At 67.7% G+C, this 22,155-nt stretch carries 15 protein-coding genes; 10 read left to right on the top strand and 5 right to left on the bottom strand.

Annotated elements, in window-relative coordinates:
• Positions 1-5: 5 nt before the first annotated feature.
• Complete coding sequence (locus tag ACQPYH_RS22965) at positions 6-203, bottom strand: hypothetical protein (RefSeq protein ID WP_432874856.1); 198 nt, start codon at positions 201-203, stop codon at positions 6-8.
• A 291-nt stretch (positions 204-494) separates the two neighbouring features.
• Here ACQPYH_RS22965 and ACQPYH_RS22970 point away from each other — a divergent pair, with 291 nt between their 5' ends.
• A complete protein-coding gene (locus ACQPYH_RS22970; protein WP_432874859.1) occupies positions 495-824 on the top strand; it encodes a hypothetical protein in 330 nt (109 codons plus the stop codon).
• Between the two features lie 532 nt (positions 825-1,356).
• Here the strand turns inward: ACQPYH_RS22970 and ACQPYH_RS22975 are convergent.
• A complete protein-coding gene (locus ACQPYH_RS22975; RefSeq protein ID WP_432874861.1) occupies positions 1,357-2,265 on the bottom strand; it encodes an alpha/beta fold hydrolase in 909 nt (302 codons plus the stop codon).
• A 183-nt stretch (positions 2,266-2,448) separates the two neighbouring features.
• Between ACQPYH_RS22975 and ACQPYH_RS22980 the strand changes: the two genes are divergently transcribed.
• Entirely contained in the window at positions 2,449-2,826 is a 378-nt protein-coding gene (locus ACQPYH_RS22980; protein ID WP_432874864.1) for a VOC family protein, read from the top strand.
• Positions 2,827-2,909: 83 nt separating this feature from the next.
• On the opposite strand, the gene ACQPYH_RS22985 is transcribed toward ACQPYH_RS22980, so the two are convergent.
• From ACQPYH_RS22985 to ACQPYH_RS22995, 3 genes are read right to left on the bottom strand one after another with little or no spacing between them, the layout of a single operon-like run.
• Positions 2,910-3,863 (bottom strand): TAXI family TRAP transporter solute-binding subunit, encoded by a 954-nt coding sequence (locus tag ACQPYH_RS22985; RefSeq protein ID WP_432874867.1) that lies wholly within the window; start codon positions 3,861-3,863, stop codon positions 2,910-2,912.
• Positions 3,860-5,236 (bottom strand): sensor histidine kinase, encoded by a 1,377-nt coding sequence (locus ACQPYH_RS22990; protein ID WP_432874870.1) that lies wholly within the window; start codon positions 5,234-5,236, stop codon positions 3,860-3,862. The genes ACQPYH_RS22985 and ACQPYH_RS22990 overlap by 4 nt, the downstream gene beginning before the upstream one ends.
• Positions 5,233-5,889 (bottom strand): response regulator transcription factor, encoded by a 657-nt coding sequence (locus ACQPYH_RS22995; protein WP_432874872.1) that lies wholly within the window; start codon positions 5,887-5,889, stop codon positions 5,233-5,235. Before ACQPYH_RS22995 ends, ACQPYH_RS22990 begins: the two co-directional genes overlap by 4 nt.
• A gap of 243 nt (positions 5,890-6,132) precedes the next feature.
• On the opposite strand from ACQPYH_RS22995, the gene ACQPYH_RS23000 reads away from it, so the two are divergent.
• The 8 genes from ACQPYH_RS23000 to ACQPYH_RS23035 all read left to right on the top strand — a co-directional run bounded on the left by ACQPYH_RS23000 (position 6,133) and on the right by ACQPYH_RS23035 (position 22,101).
• Positions 6,133-9,486, top strand: coding sequence for a LamG-like jellyroll fold domain-containing protein (locus tag ACQPYH_RS23000; RefSeq protein ID WP_432874875.1), 3,354 nt, complete (start codon positions 6,133-6,135; stop codon positions 9,484-9,486).
• A 52-nt stretch (positions 9,487-9,538) separates the two neighbouring features.
• Positions 9,539-15,679, top strand: coding sequence for an RHS repeat-associated core domain-containing protein (locus tag ACQPYH_RS23005; protein ID WP_432874878.1), 6,141 nt, complete (start codon positions 9,539-9,541; stop codon positions 15,677-15,679).
• Between the two features lie 309 nt (positions 15,680-15,988).
• Positions 15,989-17,860: a TRAP transporter permease gene (locus ACQPYH_RS23010; RefSeq protein ID WP_432874881.1), complete on the top strand. Its 1,872-nt coding sequence runs from the start codon at positions 15,989-15,991 to the stop codon at positions 17,858-17,860.
• Entirely contained in the window at positions 17,857-18,834 is a 978-nt protein-coding gene (locus ACQPYH_RS23015; RefSeq protein ID WP_432874883.1) for a TAXI family TRAP transporter solute-binding subunit, read from the top strand. Before ACQPYH_RS23010 ends, ACQPYH_RS23015 begins: the two co-directional genes overlap by 4 nt.
• 93 nt (positions 18,835-18,927) lie before the next feature.
• Positions 18,928-20,088 carry an AraC family transcriptional regulator gene (locus tag ACQPYH_RS23020; protein ID WP_432874885.1) on the top strand — a complete coding sequence of 387 codons (1,161 nt, stop codon included), beginning with the start codon at positions 18,928-18,930 and terminating at the stop codon, positions 20,086-20,088.
• A 214-nt stretch (positions 20,089-20,302) separates the two neighbouring features.
• Entirely contained in the window at positions 20,303-20,791 is a 489-nt protein-coding gene (locus ACQPYH_RS23025; RefSeq protein ID WP_432874888.1) for a hypothetical protein, read from the top strand.
• 197 nt (positions 20,792-20,988) lie between these two features.
• A complete protein-coding gene (locus tag ACQPYH_RS23030; RefSeq protein ID WP_432874890.1) occupies positions 20,989-21,765 on the top strand; it encodes a hypothetical protein in 777 nt (258 codons plus the stop codon).
• A gap of 6 nt (positions 21,766-21,771) precedes the next feature.
• Positions 21,772-22,101 (top strand): hypothetical protein, encoded by a 330-nt coding sequence (locus ACQPYH_RS23035; protein ID WP_432874893.1) that lies wholly within the window; start codon positions 21,772-21,774, stop codon positions 22,099-22,101.
• The last annotated feature ends 54 nt before the right edge of the window (positions 22,102-22,155 follow it).

The following is a 22,155-nucleotide window of genomic DNA, read 5'->3' on the forward strand; positions in this document are numbered from 1 at the left end:
CGTCGTCAACCCTGCTCGAGTTGTGTCCGCGCGGTGAGCCCGCCGCGTTGCGGCGGGAGAACCGCCGGCCGCGGCCCCTCGGCGCGCGAGCGGCGCGACGCCGAACTGACCGGCAAGATCGCCGCAATCCACGACGACTCCCGCCACACGTACGGTCGCCGCGGGTGCACCATGAGCTCCGGGCCGGGGTGAGCGGTGCTCATGCAAGCGAGTCGCGCGGCTGATGTGGGCCGCCGACCGGCACGGACGGCCGCCCAGGCACTGGAAGGCGACCACCATCAGATTCAGTCCGGTATGTCTTGAGAGATCTGTCCGCTATGTCCTGACGGAGTACACCTGACGGCGCACACTAGCCCATGTCACGTGAATGGCCTGGGCTTCGTTGTGTCTGGGGCGCACCCTTTTCCGGGCTCCAGCTGGTCGTGACTGTTCGTCACGTCACAGCCTCCGGAGCAGCGGTTCGCGAGGTGGAACGGTGCGGGAATATCGGCGCCGTGAACATCCTCCGTACAACCCCGCCGCGGCCGCTCGATGTCGCCGGGATCTTCACTGAACTGGGCGCATTGGCGCGCCGGGCGATCCGGTTGCATCCCCGCCCCGGTTCCCCGTCGCCGTACGACAGCTCAGTCGGAGGGCCGCTGCTGTGGCCGGCCAACCAGCCGTGGCTGTGCTGCGACAAGTGGCACGAGGGTCCTGCCGCGCCTCTGCTTCCGGTGGCCCAGCTGTACGCGCGCGACGTACCACTGACCGCCACGCCGTTCCTCAGTAACCTCAAGGGCGCCCAGAACACCTACGGCGACTACGACCAGACCGTCAGCCTGTAGTCCGCGACCCTCGCCCTGAGAGCGATCCCGGGGCCGCTGGCTCCCCGCGAAACACGACGCAGCGCATCTTGAGCCTTACCCGCCAAGGCTCGCCGTCCTGCTGCGCGCGTACTCATTGCTCAAAGCAACTGACCCTGATCTTCGGCTCGTGATCGCGGGCGGCGAGACACTGTTCGACTACCGGGACCACGGAGCCACGTGGGACACCATTGCAGCTGACCGGAGCCGGGCGCATGTGAAGGTCGCCTGCAGTGCGGGCCGGTCGAGCTGAACCGGATAGCGGGCGAACTGCCAGATCACGTCGTAGACCACGTCGAGGCTCAGGCCGAATGCTCAGAACACCACGGCTGCGAGGATCACTTGCGTCGACCGCATCATCACCGTCGCGGCGCTGCGATGGATCCAGGCCTGCTGGTATCGCTGGGCTGGGCGCCGGTTCCAGTCGTACCCGTTGTCGGCCGTGGCCGGATGCCGGCACCGCTCAATCGCCTCGGCGAGGGAATCCGCATGCGCATGGCATGGGTCAGCTCGATCAGGCTGTTGCTGCCACGTCCAGGACCGCACGCGCGAACGCTTCCGGAGCCTCCTGCGGCGGGTTGTGCCCGATGCCAGACAGCTCTCGCCGCTCGAAGCCGCCGATGAACAGCGGCTCATCGACACTCGAGTCGTCGGCGCCGAGGCCATCGGCGAGCGCATCGAGCGCAATGGTCGGCACGGTGATGGCCGGCGTGGTCGCCAGCAAGTTCTCCAGCTGGTCGTAGCGCGGGTCGCCGGGAGCCGCGCCGCGACGGTGCCGGTAGGAGTGGATCACGGTGGCGACGAAGTCGGGATTGTGCAAGCTGGGCGAGGTAGCAGCAAAGGCCGCTGCAGTATCTGTCCAAGTCGGCGACCATTGCCGCCATAACAGCCCACAGAGCTCGTCGGTGTAGCGCTCAAGCCCGGCTCGTCCGCGCTCAGTGAGGAAGTAGTGGGTGTACCAGGCAGCGCTCTCGGCTTCCGGAGGCGCCGGCTCCCCGGACCGGGCGATGTCCTGGATGTTGTACCCGCCCACCGTGACCAAGCCGGTGACCCGCTCGGGCGCCACAGCGGCCGCGATGCAGGCGCCCCGGCCGCCCCAGTCGAAGCCGCCCACGACCGCGCTCTCGATCTCGAGTGCGTCGAGCAGGTCGAGCAGATCCTGGCCGAGCGCGCCCTGCTGACCAGAGCGCATGATGTCCGCGCCGCGATAGCGGGTCTGCCCGAATCCCCGCAGGTACGGAGCCACCACACGCATCCCCGCGTCGGCGAGGACTGCGGCCACCCCGTCGTAGCAACGCACGTCATAGGGAAACCCATGAAGGAGTACGGCGGTTGGACCGTCCGCCGGTCCGGTCGCGTCGTAGGCGATGTCCAGCACCGGTGTCGAGACAGTTCCCGACTCGTTCAAACCGCGCGGATCCATCAAGGTCCTCCTCGGCGATCGACTCCAGAGCGCCGACAAACTATCCGGAACAGACCGACCCCCGCCATGGCCGGATCGCGCAGGACTTCGGCACCTACCCTGACTGATCGATCGGCTGGGACCCGGACCTGGACGTTCGGCGACCATCCGGCGCAGAGTCGGAGCAGCGAAAGGAGACGCATCATGAAGATCCGCGCGACCTGTCTCGACCACGTCGTCCTGAATGTCTCCGACCTTGATGTCAGCCGCCGATGGTGGTCCGCGCTGACCGGCTCACGAGCAACCCTCGACCACGAAGGCGAGGTATCGCTTACCGTCGGCGGCCAGGCCATCCGCCTACGCCGAGGCACGCCGGCACCCAATGGCTCGATCAGCATCTGCTTGCTGGCAGACGCCTCGATCCACCAGCTGTACGAACGCGCCGAGGAACTCCACGCCGTACATGGCGACGTCCACCCTCGAACCGCCGCCTCAGCACCGGCGCAAGCCCTCACCCTCGAGGACCCCGACGGATACCACGTCGAACTGGCCACCTGCACCCCCGAAGGCACCATCCGATAACCACTCCGCCAAGACGTGTCCACTGCCGCGCCGCTTTCGACAGCCTGGGTGAGGCGTTTCGCGTAACCGCTTGAGTCGTCCGCTCAGCCGTGGACGCTGCGATAGCGCTCGGCCGCGCCTGGGTGGAGCTGCAATGGGCTGGTGCCGATGAGGGAGTTCGGATCTAGGTAGTGCGCGCCGACCGCGGCGGCCGGCACGAGCCCCGCTGCGTGCTTGACGAGCACCTCAACGATCTTCGACGCGACCGCACGGGAGACTTCGGGACGGCAGATCAGCAGGTTCGGTACGCCGATCGTGCTGACCTCTTCGACACCGCCGTAGGTGCCGGCCGGGATCTGTGCCCTCTGGTAGACCACGCCGTAAGCGGTGCGCAGCGTGGACAGCCAGCGATCGAGAGGCAGCAGGCGGATAGGCACCTGAGCGGAGAGATCCGACAGTCGCCGGGTCGGTACCCCACCGGACCAGAACATCGCGTCGATCCGTCCGGTGGCAAGCGCGTCAGTGGCGTCCGAGAGATGAAGGTTCGCGATCATGGGCGCACGCTCGGCGTGCATGCCGGCTGCGATGAGGAGCCGGTTCGTGGTCAGCGCGGCACCGGCGCCTGGTGGCCCGGAGGAGACCCGCTTGCCGACGAGGTCAGGCAACTGGCGGACGGGTCCGGCCGCGCGGACCACGCACTGCAAATAGTTCTCATACACCCTGCCGAGAGCGACAACCTCGCGAGACTGCGCCGTGGCATCGGCGAGGCATATTGCCAGGTCTGCTTGCCTGAGACGCAGGAGCTCGAGATTCTGCAGGCTGCCCTCGGTCGACCGCACCTCGACGGACCGGGCGACCTTGGCAGCCGTCAGTTGGGTGGCGAGGAGCTGTGCGAACTCCAGGTAGAACCCGCCACGCTCGCCGCCGGCCACCACCAGCCGGTCCACGAGGGTGTGGCCGGAGCTGCAACCATCCACGACCGATGCCAGTCCGGCAGCGAGAAGAGCCCGCCGGGACAAGCGCAGCATGTCCCGCCGAGTGCCTGCTTCGTCGCTCATGTCACCGTCCTCAGGTCGACGTGAACCGCCAGGCCGTGTGGCGTCGCCGACTCGATCGTGAGCGTCCCGCCGGCGGCGCTCACCAGTTGGTCGACGATCGCCAAGCCGAGGCCGCTTCCCCGCGACGACTGGTGCTGATCGGCGCGCCAGAACCGCTGCGATGCCAACTCACGTTGCTCCCGGGGAAGCCCTGGCCCGTCGTCGACGACACTGAGCCGGACGCCATCCGCGCCTGACTGCTCGATCCGGACGATCACCCGCGCTCCGTCGCCGGCGTACTTGATCGCATTGTCGACGAGAGCGCCGACGATCTGTTGCAGGTCAGTTCCGCTGATCGCCACAGGCGGTACAACGGCGAGATCGGCTGCGAGGTCGACACCGTTTTCGGCAGCGAGCAGCCGCCACGCTCCAACTTCACCGGGGAGCACCTCGGACACCACCGACTGACCGGCCACGGCATCCGGGCGCCGGCTCTCCGCCTCAGCAAGCCTGAGCAGATCGTTGAGCAGCGCTTCGAGCCGATCAAGGTCCTGCTGTATGCCGGCGAACCGCGGGCTGGACGGATCGTGGAGCTCCGAGGCCAGGGCGTCGAGCCGGAGGCGGACGGCCGCCAGCGGGTTCCGCAGCTGGTGCGACGAATCGGCCACCATCCGGCGCTGCATCTCCAGAGATCGTGTGACCGTGGCCGCCATGTCCGCGAACGATCGGGTCAGATGACGCAGCTCAGGCGGGCCTGACAGCATCACGGCCAGGCCCGTCGTCGGCGTCTCGGCAAGGCCCACGACCGCCTCCTCGAGCCGCCGGACCGGACGGACCACCCAGCGGGTAAGGAGGATCGCCAGCTCGAGGAGGAGTAGCTCGGCGGCGATCGCCCCGGTCACGATCAGCGCCCAGTCGCGACGGACGCCGGAGATCGCCCGGCCGGCGTCGACGCGCAGTACGACTGCGCCGGCCAACTCATGGGGGGTGCCAACGGGACGGGCCAGCAGATGCCGTGGCTCGCTCCACGGCCGAACCGGGTCGAGGGTCGTCTGCGCAAGGTTCCGCGACGCGGATGCGAGGGCCTCTCGCACACCCGGATCGTCGAGGTCCAGCGAGCCGGTGGACAGGACGGGTTGTCCGCTCGGGCCCACCAGCAGCAGGTCTTCGCCGTACACCTCGGTCATCCGGGATGCTTCGGCCTGCACGGCGGCCAGGTCGCCGGCATCCGTGATCTCCCTGGCCAGTGCAGCGAGCCGGTCAAGCGTTGCGACGCGGCTGAGCAACAGCGCCTGCGTGCGGGCCTGAGAGGTGGTCGCGAGGAGCGGCAGAACCAACCCGGCAACTGCGACGAGGGAGAAGACCGTCAGCACGATCAGAACTCGCGTTCTCATGCGCCGAGTCTGTATCCGAAACCGCGGATGGTGGTGATCAGGCCGGGACTGCCGAGTTTGACACGTAGCTGGGCAAGATGGACGTCGAGTGCCCGCGAGCTCGCCAGGAAAGCGTCGCCCCACAGTTCGTCGAGGATCACCTCCCGGCTCACCGCGGCACCTGCTCGGCGCGCCAGCGCCCCGAGCAGGTCGAACTCCTTCGGAGTGAGCGCGACCTCCCGCTCGCTGACCCTGACGCGTCGAGCAGTCAGGTCGATGACGACGTCACCCACCTCGACCACCCCGGCCGGCAGTGAGCTCCGGGCGCGACGGGTGACCACCACGTCGATCCGGGCCAGAAGCTCGCCCAACCGGACGGGCTTCACCAGATAGTCGTCCGCTCCGAGCCGCAGGCCGCGCACCACCGACCGCTCGTCACCGCGCGCGGTGACGACCAGCAGCGGTACTTCGCTGACCTGGCGCAGCTTTCGCAGCACGTCCAGCCCATCTCCGTCAGGCAGGCCGAGGTCCAGCAACACGACATCGGCCGAGCTGTGCCGAAGAAGCACGTCGGCGCCTCTGGAGACCCGATGCGGTTGGTGACCATGCGCACCGAGGACGTCGACCAGCGCCTCACCGACGCTGTCGTCGTCCTCGGCGATCAGTATCCGCACGCCATCATCCTGTCCTGTTGAACGTACTGCGAGCAGGGTCGTGACAACCGCCGCACTGCACAACCCCGGGCGCCGAATCCTTACGTGGCCTTGAGAACAACCGCTGGACTGTACACCGGCCGGCACGCGCACGTCTGTTGTCGATACGCGCACGATCGTGGGGGACGTCGTGGACGCGACGGTGCCGGACCGTGTTCCTTGACACGGAGGACTCAGTTCTTCCTTCGTCCCGTGGAGGCCGTCATGCCGTCTCGTACTCTTCAACGCCTGCGTCAGGCCGGTTGGTTGGCGGTGACGATGAGCTGTGTCCTCGCTCTCCTCGGAGGTTGCCTGGTCGTCATTGCGTCGACGCCGGCTGCTTCCGCGACGGTGCCGGACGAAGCCTCGACGGTGTTCGGCGAAGCACAGGCGCGCGATGCCGCCGCCAGGACAGGGCGCCAGGTCGAGGTCGGCGCGCTGACCACCGAGACAGGGCAGGTGTTCGCCAATCCGGACGGTTCGTTCACCCGGCATGAGTCGGCGTTGCCGGTACGGGTACGCGGGTCGTCGGGGTGGGTGCCGGTGGACATGACGTTGCGAGCCAGAACGGACGGAACGGTGGCGCCGGTCGCCGGCCCGCTCGATCTGGCGTTCTCCGGGGGCGGTGAGACGCCTCTGGTGCGGCTTCGCCGGGACGGCCATGAGCTGGCTGTCGGCTGGCCGGGCAAACTCCCCCAGCCGGTGTTGTCAGGCGACACCGCGACCTACCCGGAGGTCTTGCCCGGTGTCGACCTCGTCCTGACCGCGTCGACTGCCGGTCTGTCCCAGATCCTGGTGGTCAAGAACGCGGCGGCCGCGGTGAACCCGGCGCTCGGAACGCTGCCGTATCGCCTGACAGCCAAGGGTTTGGTGGTTCATGCCACGGCGGCCGGTCTGACCGCGACGGATCCGGCCGGCGAGGTCGTGTTCAGTGGACCCGCGCCGTACATGTGGGATTCCTCCGGTCACGGGTCCGCCGTACAGCCCGGTGGCCGGGTGACGGCAGTCGGCGCCCGGGTAGCCGGGGATCAGCTGTCACTCGTGCCGGATCGGGCGTTGCTGACCGGCAAGACCACCCGGTTCCCGGTCTACATCGACCCGTCGTGGTCCGGCATCAAGCAGGCCTGGACCCAGGTGTGGAGCAACTACCCGACCACGTCGTTCTACAACGGCGCGAACCTCGGAACTTCGGAGAAGGTCGCCCGGGTGGGCTATGACAGCACGGACCAGAAGCGCACCCGCTCGTTCTTCCAGTTCGACACCAGCGGCGTGAAATACAAGCACATCCTCAAGGCCACGCTGCAGACATCCGCGAACTGGTCGTGGTCCTGCACGGTGCGCGAGGTGCAGGTGTGGGCGACCAACCCGATCTCCTCGGCGACGACCTGGAGGAACCAGCCGACCTGGGCGTACCAGATGGAGAAGAAGAGCTTCGCGAAGGGCTTTTCGTCGTCCAGTTGCCCGGCCGGCGGGGTGGAGTTCAACGTGACCAGCCACGTCACGAACGCCGCGGCCAACGGTTGGTCCAACATCACGCAGGGACTGCGGGCCTCGACGTGGGCGGAGAGCAACAACGATTCGTACTCGTGGAAGAAGTTCGCCAACAACCCGAGCATCACCATCGACTACAACACGATTCCTGACAACCCGGCCAACCTCACCACAGAGGGCTCGGCGTCGTGTGTGACGGGCCCCGATCGGTTGGTCGTGTCCACGGTGACGCCGGCGCTTCGAGCGACTCTCCAGGACGCCGACAACTCGGTCCAGGCGCACTTCGAGTGGTGGACGGTCGACGGTACGGCCCCTGTCGGGGAGTACGTCTCGCCGGTCGTCGCGGGCGCGACGCCGACGGTCGTGGCGACCTCTGTTCCGTCGGGTGCCTTCGGCAACGGCGCGGTCGGCAAGTGGCGGGTACGGGCCGAGGACGGCATCGACGTCAGCGCGTGGAGTCCGTGGTGTGAGTTCGCCGTGGATGCCACCGTGCCCGAGGCGCCGACGGCGGTGTCGTCGGGGTTCCCGGACAACGGAGCCGGCGACGCGGTGATGGGGACGAGCCTGCCGGTGACGTTCGGCGCGAACGGGGAGTCCGATGTCGTCAGGTACGAGTACGCCCTGAACGGGACCTCGACTGCGCTGAACCTCACCGCGACGCCGTCGGAGCAGGGCGGCGAGGCGACAGTTTCGGTAGTGCCGGATCGGTACGTGAACTGGGTGCACGTCCGCTCGGTCGATGCCGGGGGCAACCGTTCCGAGGTGGTGACGGCGGTGTTCTACGCCGGCCCGGCGCCAGGCCCGGTCGCAGACTGGGGGCTGGACGAGACCGGTGACGGCACGGTGGCGGTCGACTCCGGGCCAGGAGGACACAGCGCCTCCCTGGGTGGCGGCGCGTCATGGGGCGACGGCAGGCAGGGCAGTGCCCTGACGCTCAACGGCACCACGGGGTACGCGGCGACGAGCGGGGCGGTGCTCAACACGCTGAACTCGTTCTCCGTGTCGGGCTGGGTACGGCTGACCGACACGTCGCACACCGCGGTGGTGGCCACCCAGGTCGGGAACCAGGCCGGCGCCTTCACGTTGTACTACTCGAGCTCGTACCGGCGGTGGATCTTCAACCGCACCTCGGCTGACGTCGCCTCGCCGACCTACATCCGGGCGATCTCCACCACGGTGCCCGCGGCGGACGGCGGGTGGGTCCACCTGACCGGTGTGTACGACGCACCGAACGCCCAGATCCGGCTTTATGTCAACGGCGTTCTCGAGGCCACCACGGCGTACACCACGCCGTGGAGCGCGGCCGGCTCGTTCCAGATCGGGCGGTCGAAGGTCAACGGAGTCTACGGCGAGTACTGGCCGGGTGACCTGGACCAGCTCCAGGTGCACAACCGGGTGTTGCTGCCGGGCGAGATCCAGCAGGTGGCCCGGCGCGACGGTCAGTGGCTGATGGACGAGAGCTCCGGTACGACGGCCGGGGACGCCGCCGGGGCGCATCCGGCCAGTTGGTCGGCCGGCGGTGTGTCACGCGTGGCCGGCAAGACCGGCAACGCGGTGCAGCTGAACGGCACCACCGGTGTGTTGACGGCGTCGGGGCCGGCGGTCCGCACCGACGGCAGCTTCACAGTGGCCGCCTGGGTGAGGCCGTCCGCGGTCGGCAAGAACGAAGTCGTGATCAGTCAGGACGGCTCGCAGGTGAGCGGTTTCAGCCTGGGATACGCCTGGGACGACATGTACGGCGGCTACCGCTGGTCGGTGGCGATGCCGGTCGCGGACTCGGCGGCGGCGGAGGTGCACACCGCGGTCGGCCCGTTTGACGAGCCGGTGGCCGGTGGGTGGACGCACGTCGCGGGGGTGTACGACGCGAAGGCCCAGATGCTGCGGCTGTACGTGGGCGGCCAGTTCGTGACCGAGACGTATCACCGCAGTGCGTGGAATGCGGCCGGGGCGGCACGCTTCGGAGCCGGGTGGACGTCGGCGGCCGGCCTCGGTCGCTTCTTCACCGGCGCCATAGACGACGTGCAGATGTATTCCGGTGTGCTCACGGATCAGCAGATCGCCGACCTGTACTTGCCGTCCCAGCTGTGACCCACCCGCCCGTGGGCACAGTTCCGCCCCGCCCGATGAAAGGAGTGGCGCCATGCTGGTGCCGTTCACCGGAATAGTCACGGCCGTCGCGCTCGCTGCCGGCAGCCTGGTCGCCGTGCCCGTCGCGCACGCCGATGTTGGTGCGTCCACTGCGTGGCGGCCCGCGGCGCAGACCGAGTTCTCGGTGCCTGGGCACGATTCCGCGCCGAGGTCGCGTCCAGCCGATCCGAAGGCGGCGTCCGTACTGCGCCAACCTCCGCAGGTCAGTCGACCGGAGCCGGGTGCGGCGGAGGTGTCGCTCCCCGTCGACGGCACCACTACGCAGGCCGGCCGGTTGCCGGTTCGGGTCGGCGCGGGGCGGGTCAAGAGCGCTGCGTCGACGCCCGTGAACCGTGTGCGCGTTCAGGTTCACGACCGTTCGGCCGCCGAAAAGGTGGGCGTTTCGGGGATGCTGTTCAGCGTCGGTCGCGCCGACCTCGTTGCGAGCAGTGGCCAGGTCAAGGTCGAGGTGGACTACTCGGCGTTCCGTTCGGCGTACGGCGGTGACTGGGCAAGCCGCCTGCGGCTGGTGCGGCTGCCGGCGTGTGCGCTGACCACACCGGACAAGGCCGGGTGCTCGGACGGGCAGGTACTGAAGTCCAGTGTCACCGGCGACAACCGGATCGCTACCGAGGTCGCCGCATCGAGTGAGGCGACGGTGCTGGCGTTGTCGTCGGCACCCGCGGGCAGCGCGGGTAGCTACAAGCCGACCGCGTTGTCGGCGTCGGCGTCGTGGAACGCGGGCGGCTCGTCAGGTGCGTTCACGTGGGGCTACCCGATGGATGCCCCGGACGGCCTGGGCGGCCCGGAGCCGGATCTGGATCTGGGCTATTCGTCGGGTGACATCGACGGCCGGGTGGCGTCGACGAACAACCAGTCGTCGTGGGTCGGGGAAGGCTGGGGCCTGGACGAGGGGTTCGTCGAGCGGCGGTACACGTCGTGCGCGGATGAGGTGTCGACGACACCGAAGCCGCAGGACCTGTGCTGGGAGACCGACAACGCCTACCTGGTTCTGGGTGGGACCGCGTCCGAGCTGGTCCGTGACGACGCCACCGGTACCTGGAAACTGCGGGACGACGACGGTTCGCGGCTGGAGCGGTTGACCGGTGGAGTGAACGGCGACAACGACGGCGAGCACTGGCGGCTGACGTCGCGGGACGGCACGCAGTACTACTTCGGGTTGAACCGGCTGCCGGGGTGGGCCGCGGGCAACGAGGAGACCGGTTCGGTCTGGACGGCGCCGGTGTTCGGCAACGACGCGGGTGAGCCGTGTCACGGGGCGTCGTTCGCGGCGTCGTACTGCACGCAGGCGTGGCGCTGGAACCTGGACTACGTGGTCGACCCGAACGGCAACGCGATGTCGTACTTCTACGGCAGCGAGACGAACTACTACGGCCGGAACCTGACCGCGAGCGCCGGCACCCAGTACGTGCGCGGCGGGTACCTGAAGCGGGTCGACTACGGCCAGCGGTCCACGTCGATGTATTCGGCGGCGGCTCCGATGCGGGTGTCGTTCACGGTGGACGAGCGCTGCGCGGCGGGAGCGACCTGCGGCACCGGCGACATCACGTCGGCCAATGCCGCGAACTGGCCGGACGTGCCGTACGACCAGAACTGTTCGGCGGGCAAGTCGTGCACGGGGTTGTATTCGCCGACGTTCTGGACGCGCAAGCGGCTGGCGACCGTGACGACCCAGCTGTGGGTGTCCGGGACAACCTACCGGGATGCGACGTCGTGGGCGTTGGGCTATGAGTTCCGTGACCCTGGTGACGGAACATCGCCGGCGTTGTGGCTGGCGTCGATCACCGCGACCGGCAAGGTCGGCGGGACCGCGTCGCTGCCTTCGGTGTCGTTCCAGGGTGTGCAGCTGGCCAACCGGGTGGACGCCGCAGAGGGGATTCCGCCGATGTACAAGTGGCGGCTGACCGACGTGTACGACGAGGCCGGTGGGCACGTCCACGTGAACTACTCGGCGCCGGAGTGTACGGCGAGTTCGTTGCCGGCTCCGGACCAGAACACCAAGCGGTGTTTCCCGCAGTACTGGCAGGCCGACGGGTCGGAGTCGTTGACGCGGGACTGGTTCCACAAGTACGTGCCGGTCACGGTGCTCGAGGATGACCAGGCCGGCGTGGCCGGGATCGAGCGCACCGACTACGAGTACGACGGCGGCGGCGCGTGGCACTACGACGACAACGAGCTGACCCCGGCGAAGTACCGCACCTGGGGACAGTGGCGCGGCTACGGCCGGGTCCGGGAGCTCCACGGCAACCCCGGCGAGACCCGCTCGCAGGAGGAGAATCTGTACCTGCGCGGCATGGACGGCGACAAGCTCGCGAACGGCGGCACTCGGTCGGTGACCGTCACCGACTCACTCGGCGGGACGATCACCGATCAGCCCGCGCTGGCCGGGTTCGAACGCGAGTCCCTCACCTACACGGAGGCAGGCGCCAGCGTACTGGAGGGCGTGATCACCGACCCGTTGGTCTCCTCCCCCACCGCCACCCAGGTCACCCGCAACGGCACGCTCAAGGCCTACATGGTCAACGAGGCCGCCGAACGGTCCCGTGAAGCGCTGTCGTCCGGTGGATGGCGCAACACCGAGACCCGCACCACGTACGACTCCTACGGACTCGAGGTCGAGGAGAACGACCTCGGCGACACCGCCAAGACCGGCGACGAGGAATGCACCCGTACCACGTACGCCCGCAACACCTCGTCGTACCTGATGGACTTCGAGGCCCGCGAGCAGACCGTGTCCGTGGCCTGCACCGCGACACCGTCGTATCCGGCCGACGCGGTGTCCGACGACCTGACCTACTACGACGGCTCCACCACTCTGGGTGCGGCGCCGACCAAGGGTGACGAGACCCTCAGCAAGGAACTCGCCTCCTACTCGGGCACCACGCCGGTCTACACCCAGGAGGGACGGACGGTCTACGACACCTACGGCCGGCCGATCGAGACCTACGACCAGTTGGACCGCAAGTCGTCGGCCACCTACACCCCGGCCAGTGGCGCGGCCGTCACCGATATCACCGTGACCAACCCGGCCGGGCATGTGACCACGACGACTGTCGAGCCGGCGTTCGGTGAGTCGATCGCCGAGGTCGACCAGAACGGGCGGCGTACCGACACGACGCGGGACCCGCTCGGCCGGATCACCGCGGTGTGGCTGCCGGATCGGTCGAAGGCGGCCGGGAAGACCCCGAACACCAAGTACTCCTACCTGATCCGGCAGGACGCGCCGTCGGTGATCACCACCGAGGAGGTCCGCGACGACGGCACGTACGAGGCCGGCTACGACCTGTTCGACGGGCAGTTACGCGAACGGCAGACCCAGGACCCCGCGGCCGACGGCGGCCGGGTCGTGACCGACACGTTCTACGACGCACGCGGCCTGGAGGTGAAGTCCAACGGCTCGTACTGGAACAGCGGCACCGCCGGTGCGACGCTGCTCACCGGGGTGACCGACGCGGCCGTACCCGGCCAGGACGTGACCGTCTACGACGGCGCCGAACGCGAAACCGTGGAGATCTTCCGCTCGCACGGGTTCGAGAAGTGGCGCACCACCACGACGTACGGCGGAGATCGCATCAGCGTGGATCCGCCGGACGGCGACACGGCCACCACGTCCATCACCGATGCCGACGACGCGGTCGTCGAGCTGCGCCAGTACACCGGCGGCTCGCCGACCGGTTCCTACGACGCGACGACGTACACCTACAACAACCGCGGCGACGTGGCAGGCACGACCGACCCGGCGGGCAACACGTGGAACACCAGCTACGACCTGCGCGGCCGTGTCACCCAACGCGAAGACCCTGACACCGGGACGAGCAGCTTCACCTACGACAACGCCGGCCAGATCCTCACCAGCACCGACGCGCGCGGCATGACCCTCGCTTATACGTACGACGGCCTGGGACGCCGTACCGGCATGTACGACGGGTCCACGTCCGGCACCAAGCGCGCGCAGTGGACCTACGACACACTCGTCTCGGGCACCAGCGTCAAGGGCATGCTCGCGACCTCGACCCGCTTCGTGAACGGGAACGCCTACACCAAGTCGGTCGACGCGTACGACATCCGGTACCGGCCGCTGACCAGCACCGTCGCGATTCCCGCCTCCGAGGGCGCGTTGGCCGGGTCCTACAAGACCAACACCGGCTACACGGCCACAGGTCTCCCGTCGCTGGTGTCCTACCCGGCAGCGGGTGGGCTCGCGGCGGAGACGCTGCGGTACGGCTACGACTCGGCCGGCCGGTTGCAGACCGCGAACAGTGGGCTCGGCACGATGCTTACCGCGGCGACCTACACGCCGTACGACGAAGTCGCCCAGTCAACCCTGTCCGCCGCGGCCGGCAAGCAGCTCGTCCACACGGCGTTCTACGACGACGCGACCCGGAACCTGGACCGGGTCCTGGTCGACCGCTCGACTGCCCCCGAACACCTGGCGGACATGAAGTACACCTACGACCCGGCGGGCAACATCACCAAGATCGCCGACACACCCCAAGGCGGTATTAGTGATGTCCAGTGCTTCAGCTACGACTACCTGCGCCGACTTACCGAGGCATGGACCCCTGCTGCCGACTGCGCCACCCAACCCGGCGCCGGCGCACTGGCCGGACCCGCGCCGTACTGGCAGGGCTGGACGTACGACAAGACTGGCAACCGGCTGAGCGAGACCAACCACGACCCGGTCACCGGCGCCGCCACCACATCCAACTACACCTACCCAGCCGCCGGAGGACCCCGGCCGCACACGCTGGCCGGCGTCGCCACCGGCACCCGGACCGACAGCTTCACCTACGACGCCGTGGGCAACACCACCGCCCGCAACGTCGCCGGGAAGGCCCAGACTCTCACCTGGGACGCCGAAGGCAATCTGGCCACCCTCACCGAGAACGGCAAGGCCACCAGCTATCTGTACGACGCCGACGGTGAGCGACTTATCGCCCGCGGCACCGACGGCAGCACCCTCTACCTCGACAACTCCGAACTCCACCTCAGTCCCACCGGCACGGTGACACCCACCCGCTACTACGACCTCGGCACCACCAGCGCCGTCCGAAACGAGTCGGGTCTCAGCTTCACCGTCGCCGACCACAACGGCACAAACACCCTTTCGGTCAACGCCAACGACCTCACGCAGGAGCAGCGCCGCTTCACCCCCTTCGGCGTTGCCCGCGGCACCAAGCCCACAACCTGGCCCGACGAACACGGCTACGTCGACGGCGTCGACGACCCCACCGGACTCACCCATCTCGGCGCCCGCGAATACGACTCCGCCCGCGGACGCTTCATCTCCACCGACCCGGTCGCCGACTTCGACAACCCGCAACAACTGAACGGCTACGCGTACGCCGACAACACGCCGATCACGGCCAGCGACCCCGATGGCCAATGGCGCGTCCTGCCCGGCGGCCACTACTGCGACGGCTGCAGCGCCCCCAAGAAGAAGAAGGCCAAGAAACACAAGAAGGCCACCAAGAGCGCCGCCGCCCACCACTACTGCGATGGCTGCGACTACCAGCGCTACCTCGCGAAGAAGAAAAAGGAGAAGATAGCGGCGGCCAAGAGGGCCGCCAAGAAGGCGGCGGCCAAAAAGGCCCGCGAGAAGGCAGCCAAGCTCAAGAAGAAGAAGGCCAAGAAAAACGCCAAGAAGCCCAAGAAGAAGGAACACCGCAAGGCGAAGGACCGCCCCAAGAAGAAGGGGAACTCCATCCTCGGCGGTGAGGACTATGCGCTGGTGAAGGTCGCCGGCGCCGGATACGCGATCTGCCGCTTCATCAGGGGCACCCCGGCCAACACCTGCGCCGTCCTCGGCTCGGCCCTCGCGAAGGGAAAGGCCGACGGCGGCGGGTGGTACTACGTCAAGTGGTACGTCGTCTCCCGTGGCAGCTGGACCCTCTACCGGGCCGGCGAGATCTGGAAGAAGGGCGGCGTCACCCCGAGGGGACAACTCGGCAAGGTCAAGGGCGAATTCAGAGCCGATGGAAAGGCAATGAGACGAGGCCTCGGCTTGTGGTTCCTCTACGACATGCTCGGCGGAGACACCCGCTCTCCACATCGCAACGACAAGCCCAAGCAGAAGACGAAGTGCGTGGTCTCGTGGAAGGTCTGGGGCCACAACGTCTTCAGCATCTGCTGACCCGCCGCGCCCCGACCAGCGCCGACGACACCTTGTCGTCGGCGCTGGTCGTTTGTTGTCCAGCGATTCTTCTTAAGGCGAGGTAAGGATGCGCCGGTCGGGGTTGTGGGGCAGCTGCGAACTGGAGATTCTTTGCGAAAGATCATTCACAGGAGGCCCTTTATGACAACCAGCGCGATATCGGTTGACACCGGCCCCAGTGCAGCGGAGTTGGCTGCTTTCGAGCAGGAAAGGCCGGCGCGGAGGCTGAGCCCGGTCCTGGACCGCGCTATCTCGGTGTGCTGCGCATTGGTCAGTGTCGGCGTTCTGGTGCAGGTATTCTTTCCGATTCCCGCAGGGACGCAGTTCTACCTGATGCTGTTCCTTGCTGCGGTGTTGCCGGGTGCGCTGCTGTGTTACCGCGGTTGGCGTGTGCCGGCGTTCCTGAACCCGTTCCGCGGAGATCGGCGAAGCGACGACCCGCCGGTGACGGACTGGGTTCTGGCGTCGGTCGCGCTGGCGGTCTCGCTCTATCCGTTGCTGGACTTCGACGCGTTCCTGGAGCGGCGGCAGGCTCCTACGCAGCTCGATCTGCTGGCGGGGTCGTTGCTGCTCGTGCTGGCGCTGGAGGCCTGTCGGCGTACGACCGGCTGGGTTCTGCCGGTGGTGAGCCTGTTGTTCATCGGATACGCCTATTACGGCGGCTATTTGCCGTACACGTGGGCCTTGGCGCACCAAGGTTTCGACTTCTCGGCGATCGTGGCGCAGTTGTTCATGGGTACGGCGGGCTTTTACGGGACGCCGTTGGCGGTGGCGGCAAGTTACATCGTCCTGTTCACGATCTATGGCGCCGTACTGGACGCCTCGGGTGCGGGGAAGTTCTTCATCGACGTGTCGTTCGCGGCCTTCAAACGCAGCCGCACGGCGCCTGGGCGGACCGTCACACTGGCGGGCTTCTTGTTGGGCACCGTGTCGGGTTCCGGTACGGCGACGGCGGTGTCGCTGGGCACGGTCGCCTGGCCGATCCTGCGGCGCGCGGGATATCCGTCCGAGCCGGCGGGCGGCATGCTGGCAGCGGCCGGTATCGGGGCGATCCTGTCGCCGCCCACGCTCGGCGCGGCGGCGTTCATCATCGCCGAGTATCTCCAGGTGAGCTATCTCGTGGTGCTCGGCTACGCGACGGTCCCGACCGTCTTGTATTACCTCGGCATCTTGCTGGCCATCGAGATGGACGCCCGGCGACACGGCGCGGAAGCGGCCGAGCCGTCCAGCCGGTCGGCGCGCCGGCTGCTGCTGCGGTTCGGATACCACTTCGTGTCGCTGTTCCTCATCATCGGCTTCATGGCGATGGACATTCCGCCGTTCAAGGCCGTCGTCTACGCGACGTTGCTACAGATCGGGCTGTCGTTCCTGGACCGTGAGCACCGGTTGACGCCACGCCGGCTCGGCATGGCGCTCGCGCAGGGCACCCGCTCGGTGCTACCCGTCGTCGCGACCTGCGCCGTGGCCGGCATCATCGTGGCCGTCGTCACCCAGACCGGTCTCGGCCTGAACCTGGCCGAGATCATCGTCTCCGCGGCATCCGCGGTCTCCGAGAACCACACCGTGGTGCTGATCATGACCGTCACGCTGTCAGCGTTCGCGGTCATGGTGCTCGGGTTGGCGGTGCCCGTCACCGCATCGTTCATCATCGCCGCTGTGGTGATCGCGCCCGCCCTGTTCCAGCTCGGCGTTGCCCCGGCCGAGGCGTACATGTTCATCTTCTACTACGCCGTCTTGTCGGAGGTCTCACCGCCCACCGCGCTCGCTGCCGTCGCGACGGCGGCGATCACCGGTGGGCGGGCCATTCCGACGATGTGGCAGGCGTGGAAGTACACGCTGCCTGCGTTCCTGGTGCCCTTCGCGTTCGTGCTGACGCCGAACGGGGCCAACCTGCTGGGCCTCGAGGGTCTGGGAGGTGCGGCGTGGACGCTGGTGGTCTCGGCACTCGCCGTCGCCGCGCTGGCGGTGGTCACCGGCGGATGGATCGCCGTCCGGACCGGCTGGCTGGAGCGTGTCCTCTGTTTCCCTGCCGCGTTGTTGTTGCTCTATCTCGCACCCACCACGATCGGCGTCGGGCTGGGGCTGCTCGGGGCCGCCGTCGTCATCAACCTCGCACGGCGTCAACGCCTGCAGAACACGGAAGGGCCATTACCCACATGAGATTCCGTTCTTTGTCCACTCTGGTGGTCGCACTCGCGCTGACGGTCTCGATGGCCGCCTGCGGCGGGCAACGCAAGGCCGAGAAGGGTGACGGCGCGGGAGGTGGTCGTCTCACCATCGCCACCGGCAACACCACCGGCGTGTACTACCAGCTCGGCGGTGCCCTGGCCGCACTCATCTCGGACAACCTCGAGGGTTACCGCGCCACCGCCAGCGAGACCGGCGCCTCCGTGCAGAACATCCAAGGACTGACCGCCGGGAACTACGACATCGCCTTCTCCCTGGCCGACAGCGCCGCCGACGCGGTCGAGGGTAAGAACAGCTTCGACGCGCCGCAGGACATCGTCGCACTGGCCCGGCTGTACTCGAACTACACCCAGGTCGTCGTGCGCGCGTCGTCCGGCATCACGAAGATCGCCGATCTGAAGGGCAAGCGGGTCTCCACCGGTTCGCCGAACTCCGGCACCGAGGTGATCGCGCGGCGCCTGCTCACCGCCGCCGGCGTCGACCCGGTGAAGGACATCACGGCCCAGCGGCTCGGCCTGCCTGAGTCGGTGGATGCGATGAAGAGCGGACAGATCGACGCGTTGGTCTGGTCCGGCGGCCTGCCCACCAGCGGCATCACCGATCTCACCACGTCGATGGGCGCCAAGGCGCGCTTCATCCCTCTCGACGACGTGCTGCCCGCCCTGCAGAAGGAGCACGGCAAGGTGTACGCCGCGGGCGTGATCCCTGCCGCGGCGTACAAGCAGCCGACCGACACTCGAACGATCATTGTGCCGAACCTGCTGCTGGTCCGTAAGGACATGCCCGACGACCTGGCCGAGAAACTCACCAGCCTGCTCCTCCAGAACAAAGACGCCCTCGTGCAAGTCAATCCCGCGGCCAAGGGGATAGAGCTCAAGAACGCCGCACTGACCGACCCAGTGCCACTGCACGCGGCCGCGAAGAAGGCCATCGACGCACTCGACTGAGCACCGCCTTCACCCCGGAACAAAGTGAGGTCCTATGTCAACCGCCCCGACTGGATTCAGATTCTCACGCCTCGAGCCGAACAGCGTGCTGTCGTGACGACGGTGATGCGTGGCACGCCGGGTTCGTCCTGTTCGATCGACCTGTGGACGACGGACGACGTCAGACCACCGGAACGTGTCGAGTACTGGATGAGCGTCATCAGTGCGGCAACCCGCTACCGGGTGGATCCGACCTGTTCGCCAGGGACCTTCCGGGGCCGGCTGCTTCGCATCGGCACGGTCGCCTACACGCTCGGCCGGGCGTCGGCCGACTGTGCCCAGGGACATCGAACCGCCGCAATGGCGTCCGAGGATCCGCACGACCTCCGCACCCTCATGGTGACGATCCGCGGCCAATTGCTGATCAGCCAGGATGATCAGGAGTTTCGGGTCGGCCCAGGTGGGGCGTTCCTGGCGTCGTCGAATTCGCCGTTCGAAGCGAAGCTCGACCACGCCGACATCGCGCTGCTGACGATTCCCGGGGCGGAGATGGACAACCGCCTGCGCCCCGGGGCGCGCCGGTCGGCATCCCGGATTCTCGACATCAACCGCGGCTTGGGCCGGGTCCTCGTGGGCATCCTGGGTGGACTGTTCGCTCAGCGAGCACACCTGTCGGCCGCCGAATTCGATGCGGTCTGCGATCGGCTGGTCGATCTGCTGTGCATGCTCGCCGTCGGTGACGACCGACCGGACACCGAGGGCGGCCTGGGCGAGGTCGAAGCGATGGTCAGACGATACGTGCGAGAGCACGCCACCGATCCAGGGCTGACCGGCGCCACGGTGGCGCGTGCCCTGGGCTGGTCGCTGCGGCAGGTTCAGCTGGCCATGCAGCAGGCAGATACGACGCCCAGCGAACTGATCCGGGAAGAACGACTCGCGCTTGTACACCAACGGCTGCGCAGCCCTGTTCACATCGTCATCGGCGAGCTCGCCCAAAGCTGCGGCTTCTCCTCCAACAGCGCACTGAGCACCACCTTCCGTCAGCGCTACGGCATGAGCCCTCGAGAATTCAGAGCGCAATATCTGCTGGACGCATGCGACACGACCGCGGGGAACGGCACCGGGAAGCCGACGAAACTCTCCAGCCAGTCCGGCTCGTCAACGTCTGGCCCTAGGCTTCCGCGAGTCCCCCTGTCGGCTGTCGCCGGCGAGAGTCCAGAACGGCCTCCGCCCTCAACGGCACAACGCCGCAGGCCCCGAGCCGGAGCGGCATGAATTGGCCCCTGCCCCAGACCAGGATCGAGCTCATCGAGACCGGCCGCATCAAAGTCGACCACCAACTCGTACGGACCGCCCTCGACGAAGCCGGCCAGACGGCTGAGCCAGGCCAGTCACCCTTCTCGGAGGACCCAGAAGGACGGCTGGCCGTGGGACAGTACTGCTGGACCGCATAGACGGGGCGTACGTCCTCTGGTTGGAGAGCGTCGATATGACCGAGGCAGGGCGGAACGGGGTGCGGCAGTCCGCCACGGCCGGTGCGATCTACGGGACGATCGCATCAATGGCCGTGGTTGCCGGCGGCGCGCACAACACCGGCATCGGCCGGCTGCTGGTGGTGACGGTGCTGACCCTGGTGATCTTCTGGCTCGCCCACGTGTACGCCGAAGCGCTCGCCCACCATCTCAACGCGGCGGATCGGCTGGACTGGGGTGTTGTGCGGACCGCGATGGCCAAGGAATGGCCGCTGGTGACGGGGCCACTGCCGGCCTTGGCTGTTCTGGCGCTCGGCGTTATCGGCGTCCTGCCGGACGAGCGCGCGATCAGGCTCATGTTGTGGTGCGGTGTCGCGCAACTCCTCGGCTGGGGAATCACCTTCGCCCGCCGGCAACATTGGGGCTGGACGATGGCCCTGACCACCGGCGCCCTCAACGCCACCTTCGGCATCCTCATCGTGATCCTCGAGGTAATCATCCACTGACGCCGAGCCGACCGGTGTCGTCGCTCAGATCGTTCATCGCGCTGAGGGCGTGTAACGCCGAGGGCGGTGGTGCCGATGTAGCCAATGCGTGCGAACGCCGTCCATCGGCGGTCGCGCCGCGAGAACACAGTTGTCTTGGTGTGCCGGGAAGTCTGGTCGGCAGCGCCCGACCCATGCCCGCATACCAGGAGACTTCCATGACCATGCTCTTCCGTGCTGTCGGTTCCGCCGCTGTCGTGACGCTTGCGCTCGCCGCCTGCTCCCCCGGAACAACCACCGGCACGTCCACACCCGCGAGTACGCCGTCCTCGACGCCCACGCCGACCATCACCACACCGGCCGCCACCACACCGACCGCCGTACCGCCGTCGACAACACCCGCCACGCCTGCACGTACGGCGGCGAATCTGACCAAAGCACTGCTCGCGCTCGACGATCTGCCCGCCGGCTTCTCTCTCGAGAAGGACGACAGCAGCGACGACGCCGATGTCGTGGTCTCGTCGAAGGACTCCCGCTGCGCCAAGCTCGTCGCCTACACCAACGCCGACAACCCGCCCGGCTCGAAGGCGTCCGCGGGCCAGTCGTACTCCGGCGGCGCGCAAGGCCCGTTCATCGACGAGAGCATCGACGCGATGGCGTCGCCCGCGGCCGTCCGCGCCCTGCAGAAGTCGTTCATGCAGGCTGTCGCCGCGTGCCGCACCATGACCTTGAAAGTCCCGGGCGAAGGCAGCTCGCCGATCAGCGTCCGTCAGGTCTCAGCACCTCAGGCGGGCACCGATCCGGTCGCCGTACGCTTCAGCGCGACCTCCGGACCGCTCGAAGGATTCGAGGTCACCATGGTCACCACCGGAGTCGACGACGTCGTCGTGGCCGTCACCGTGATCAACGGTCTCCCCGAAGACATCGACGGCGCCACCACCACCGCCGCCGAGAAAGCAGAAGATGTCCTCGGCACTACCCAATCCGGCACCTGACCAGCCGTGGCAATCCACAAGAGCAAGGTGAAAGTACTCCCCGGCTGGGTCGTATTCGGCGGCTGGCGAGGTGAGTTGTCAATCGACGGCGACCTGATCCGCATCACCGGCGCGGATCACACCCGCAGCCTCGAGATCGACGTACGACAGATCAAACGAGCATCGTTCAACTCCAACAACGGCCTCTGGGCCATCCGTTGCAAAGACGGCACACGAGTCCGCTTCCAATCCGCGGGCACCGTCTTGTCCGCCGACCGCAGCGAGGCCGGCGAGCAGACCAACCAACTGATCACCGCCCTACTCAAGCAGCACAAGATCCGCCACTTCGGCGTCTGATCCGTCAAACGCGCGGTGCCTGGTGAGGGCGAGAGCTGCGGCTGCGTGCCCATT

This window comes from Kribbella sp. CA-245084 (assembly GCF_050942355.1).
In the GTDB taxonomy this organism is placed as follows: Bacteria; Actinomycetota; Actinomycetes; order Propionibacteriales; family Kribbellaceae; genus Kribbella.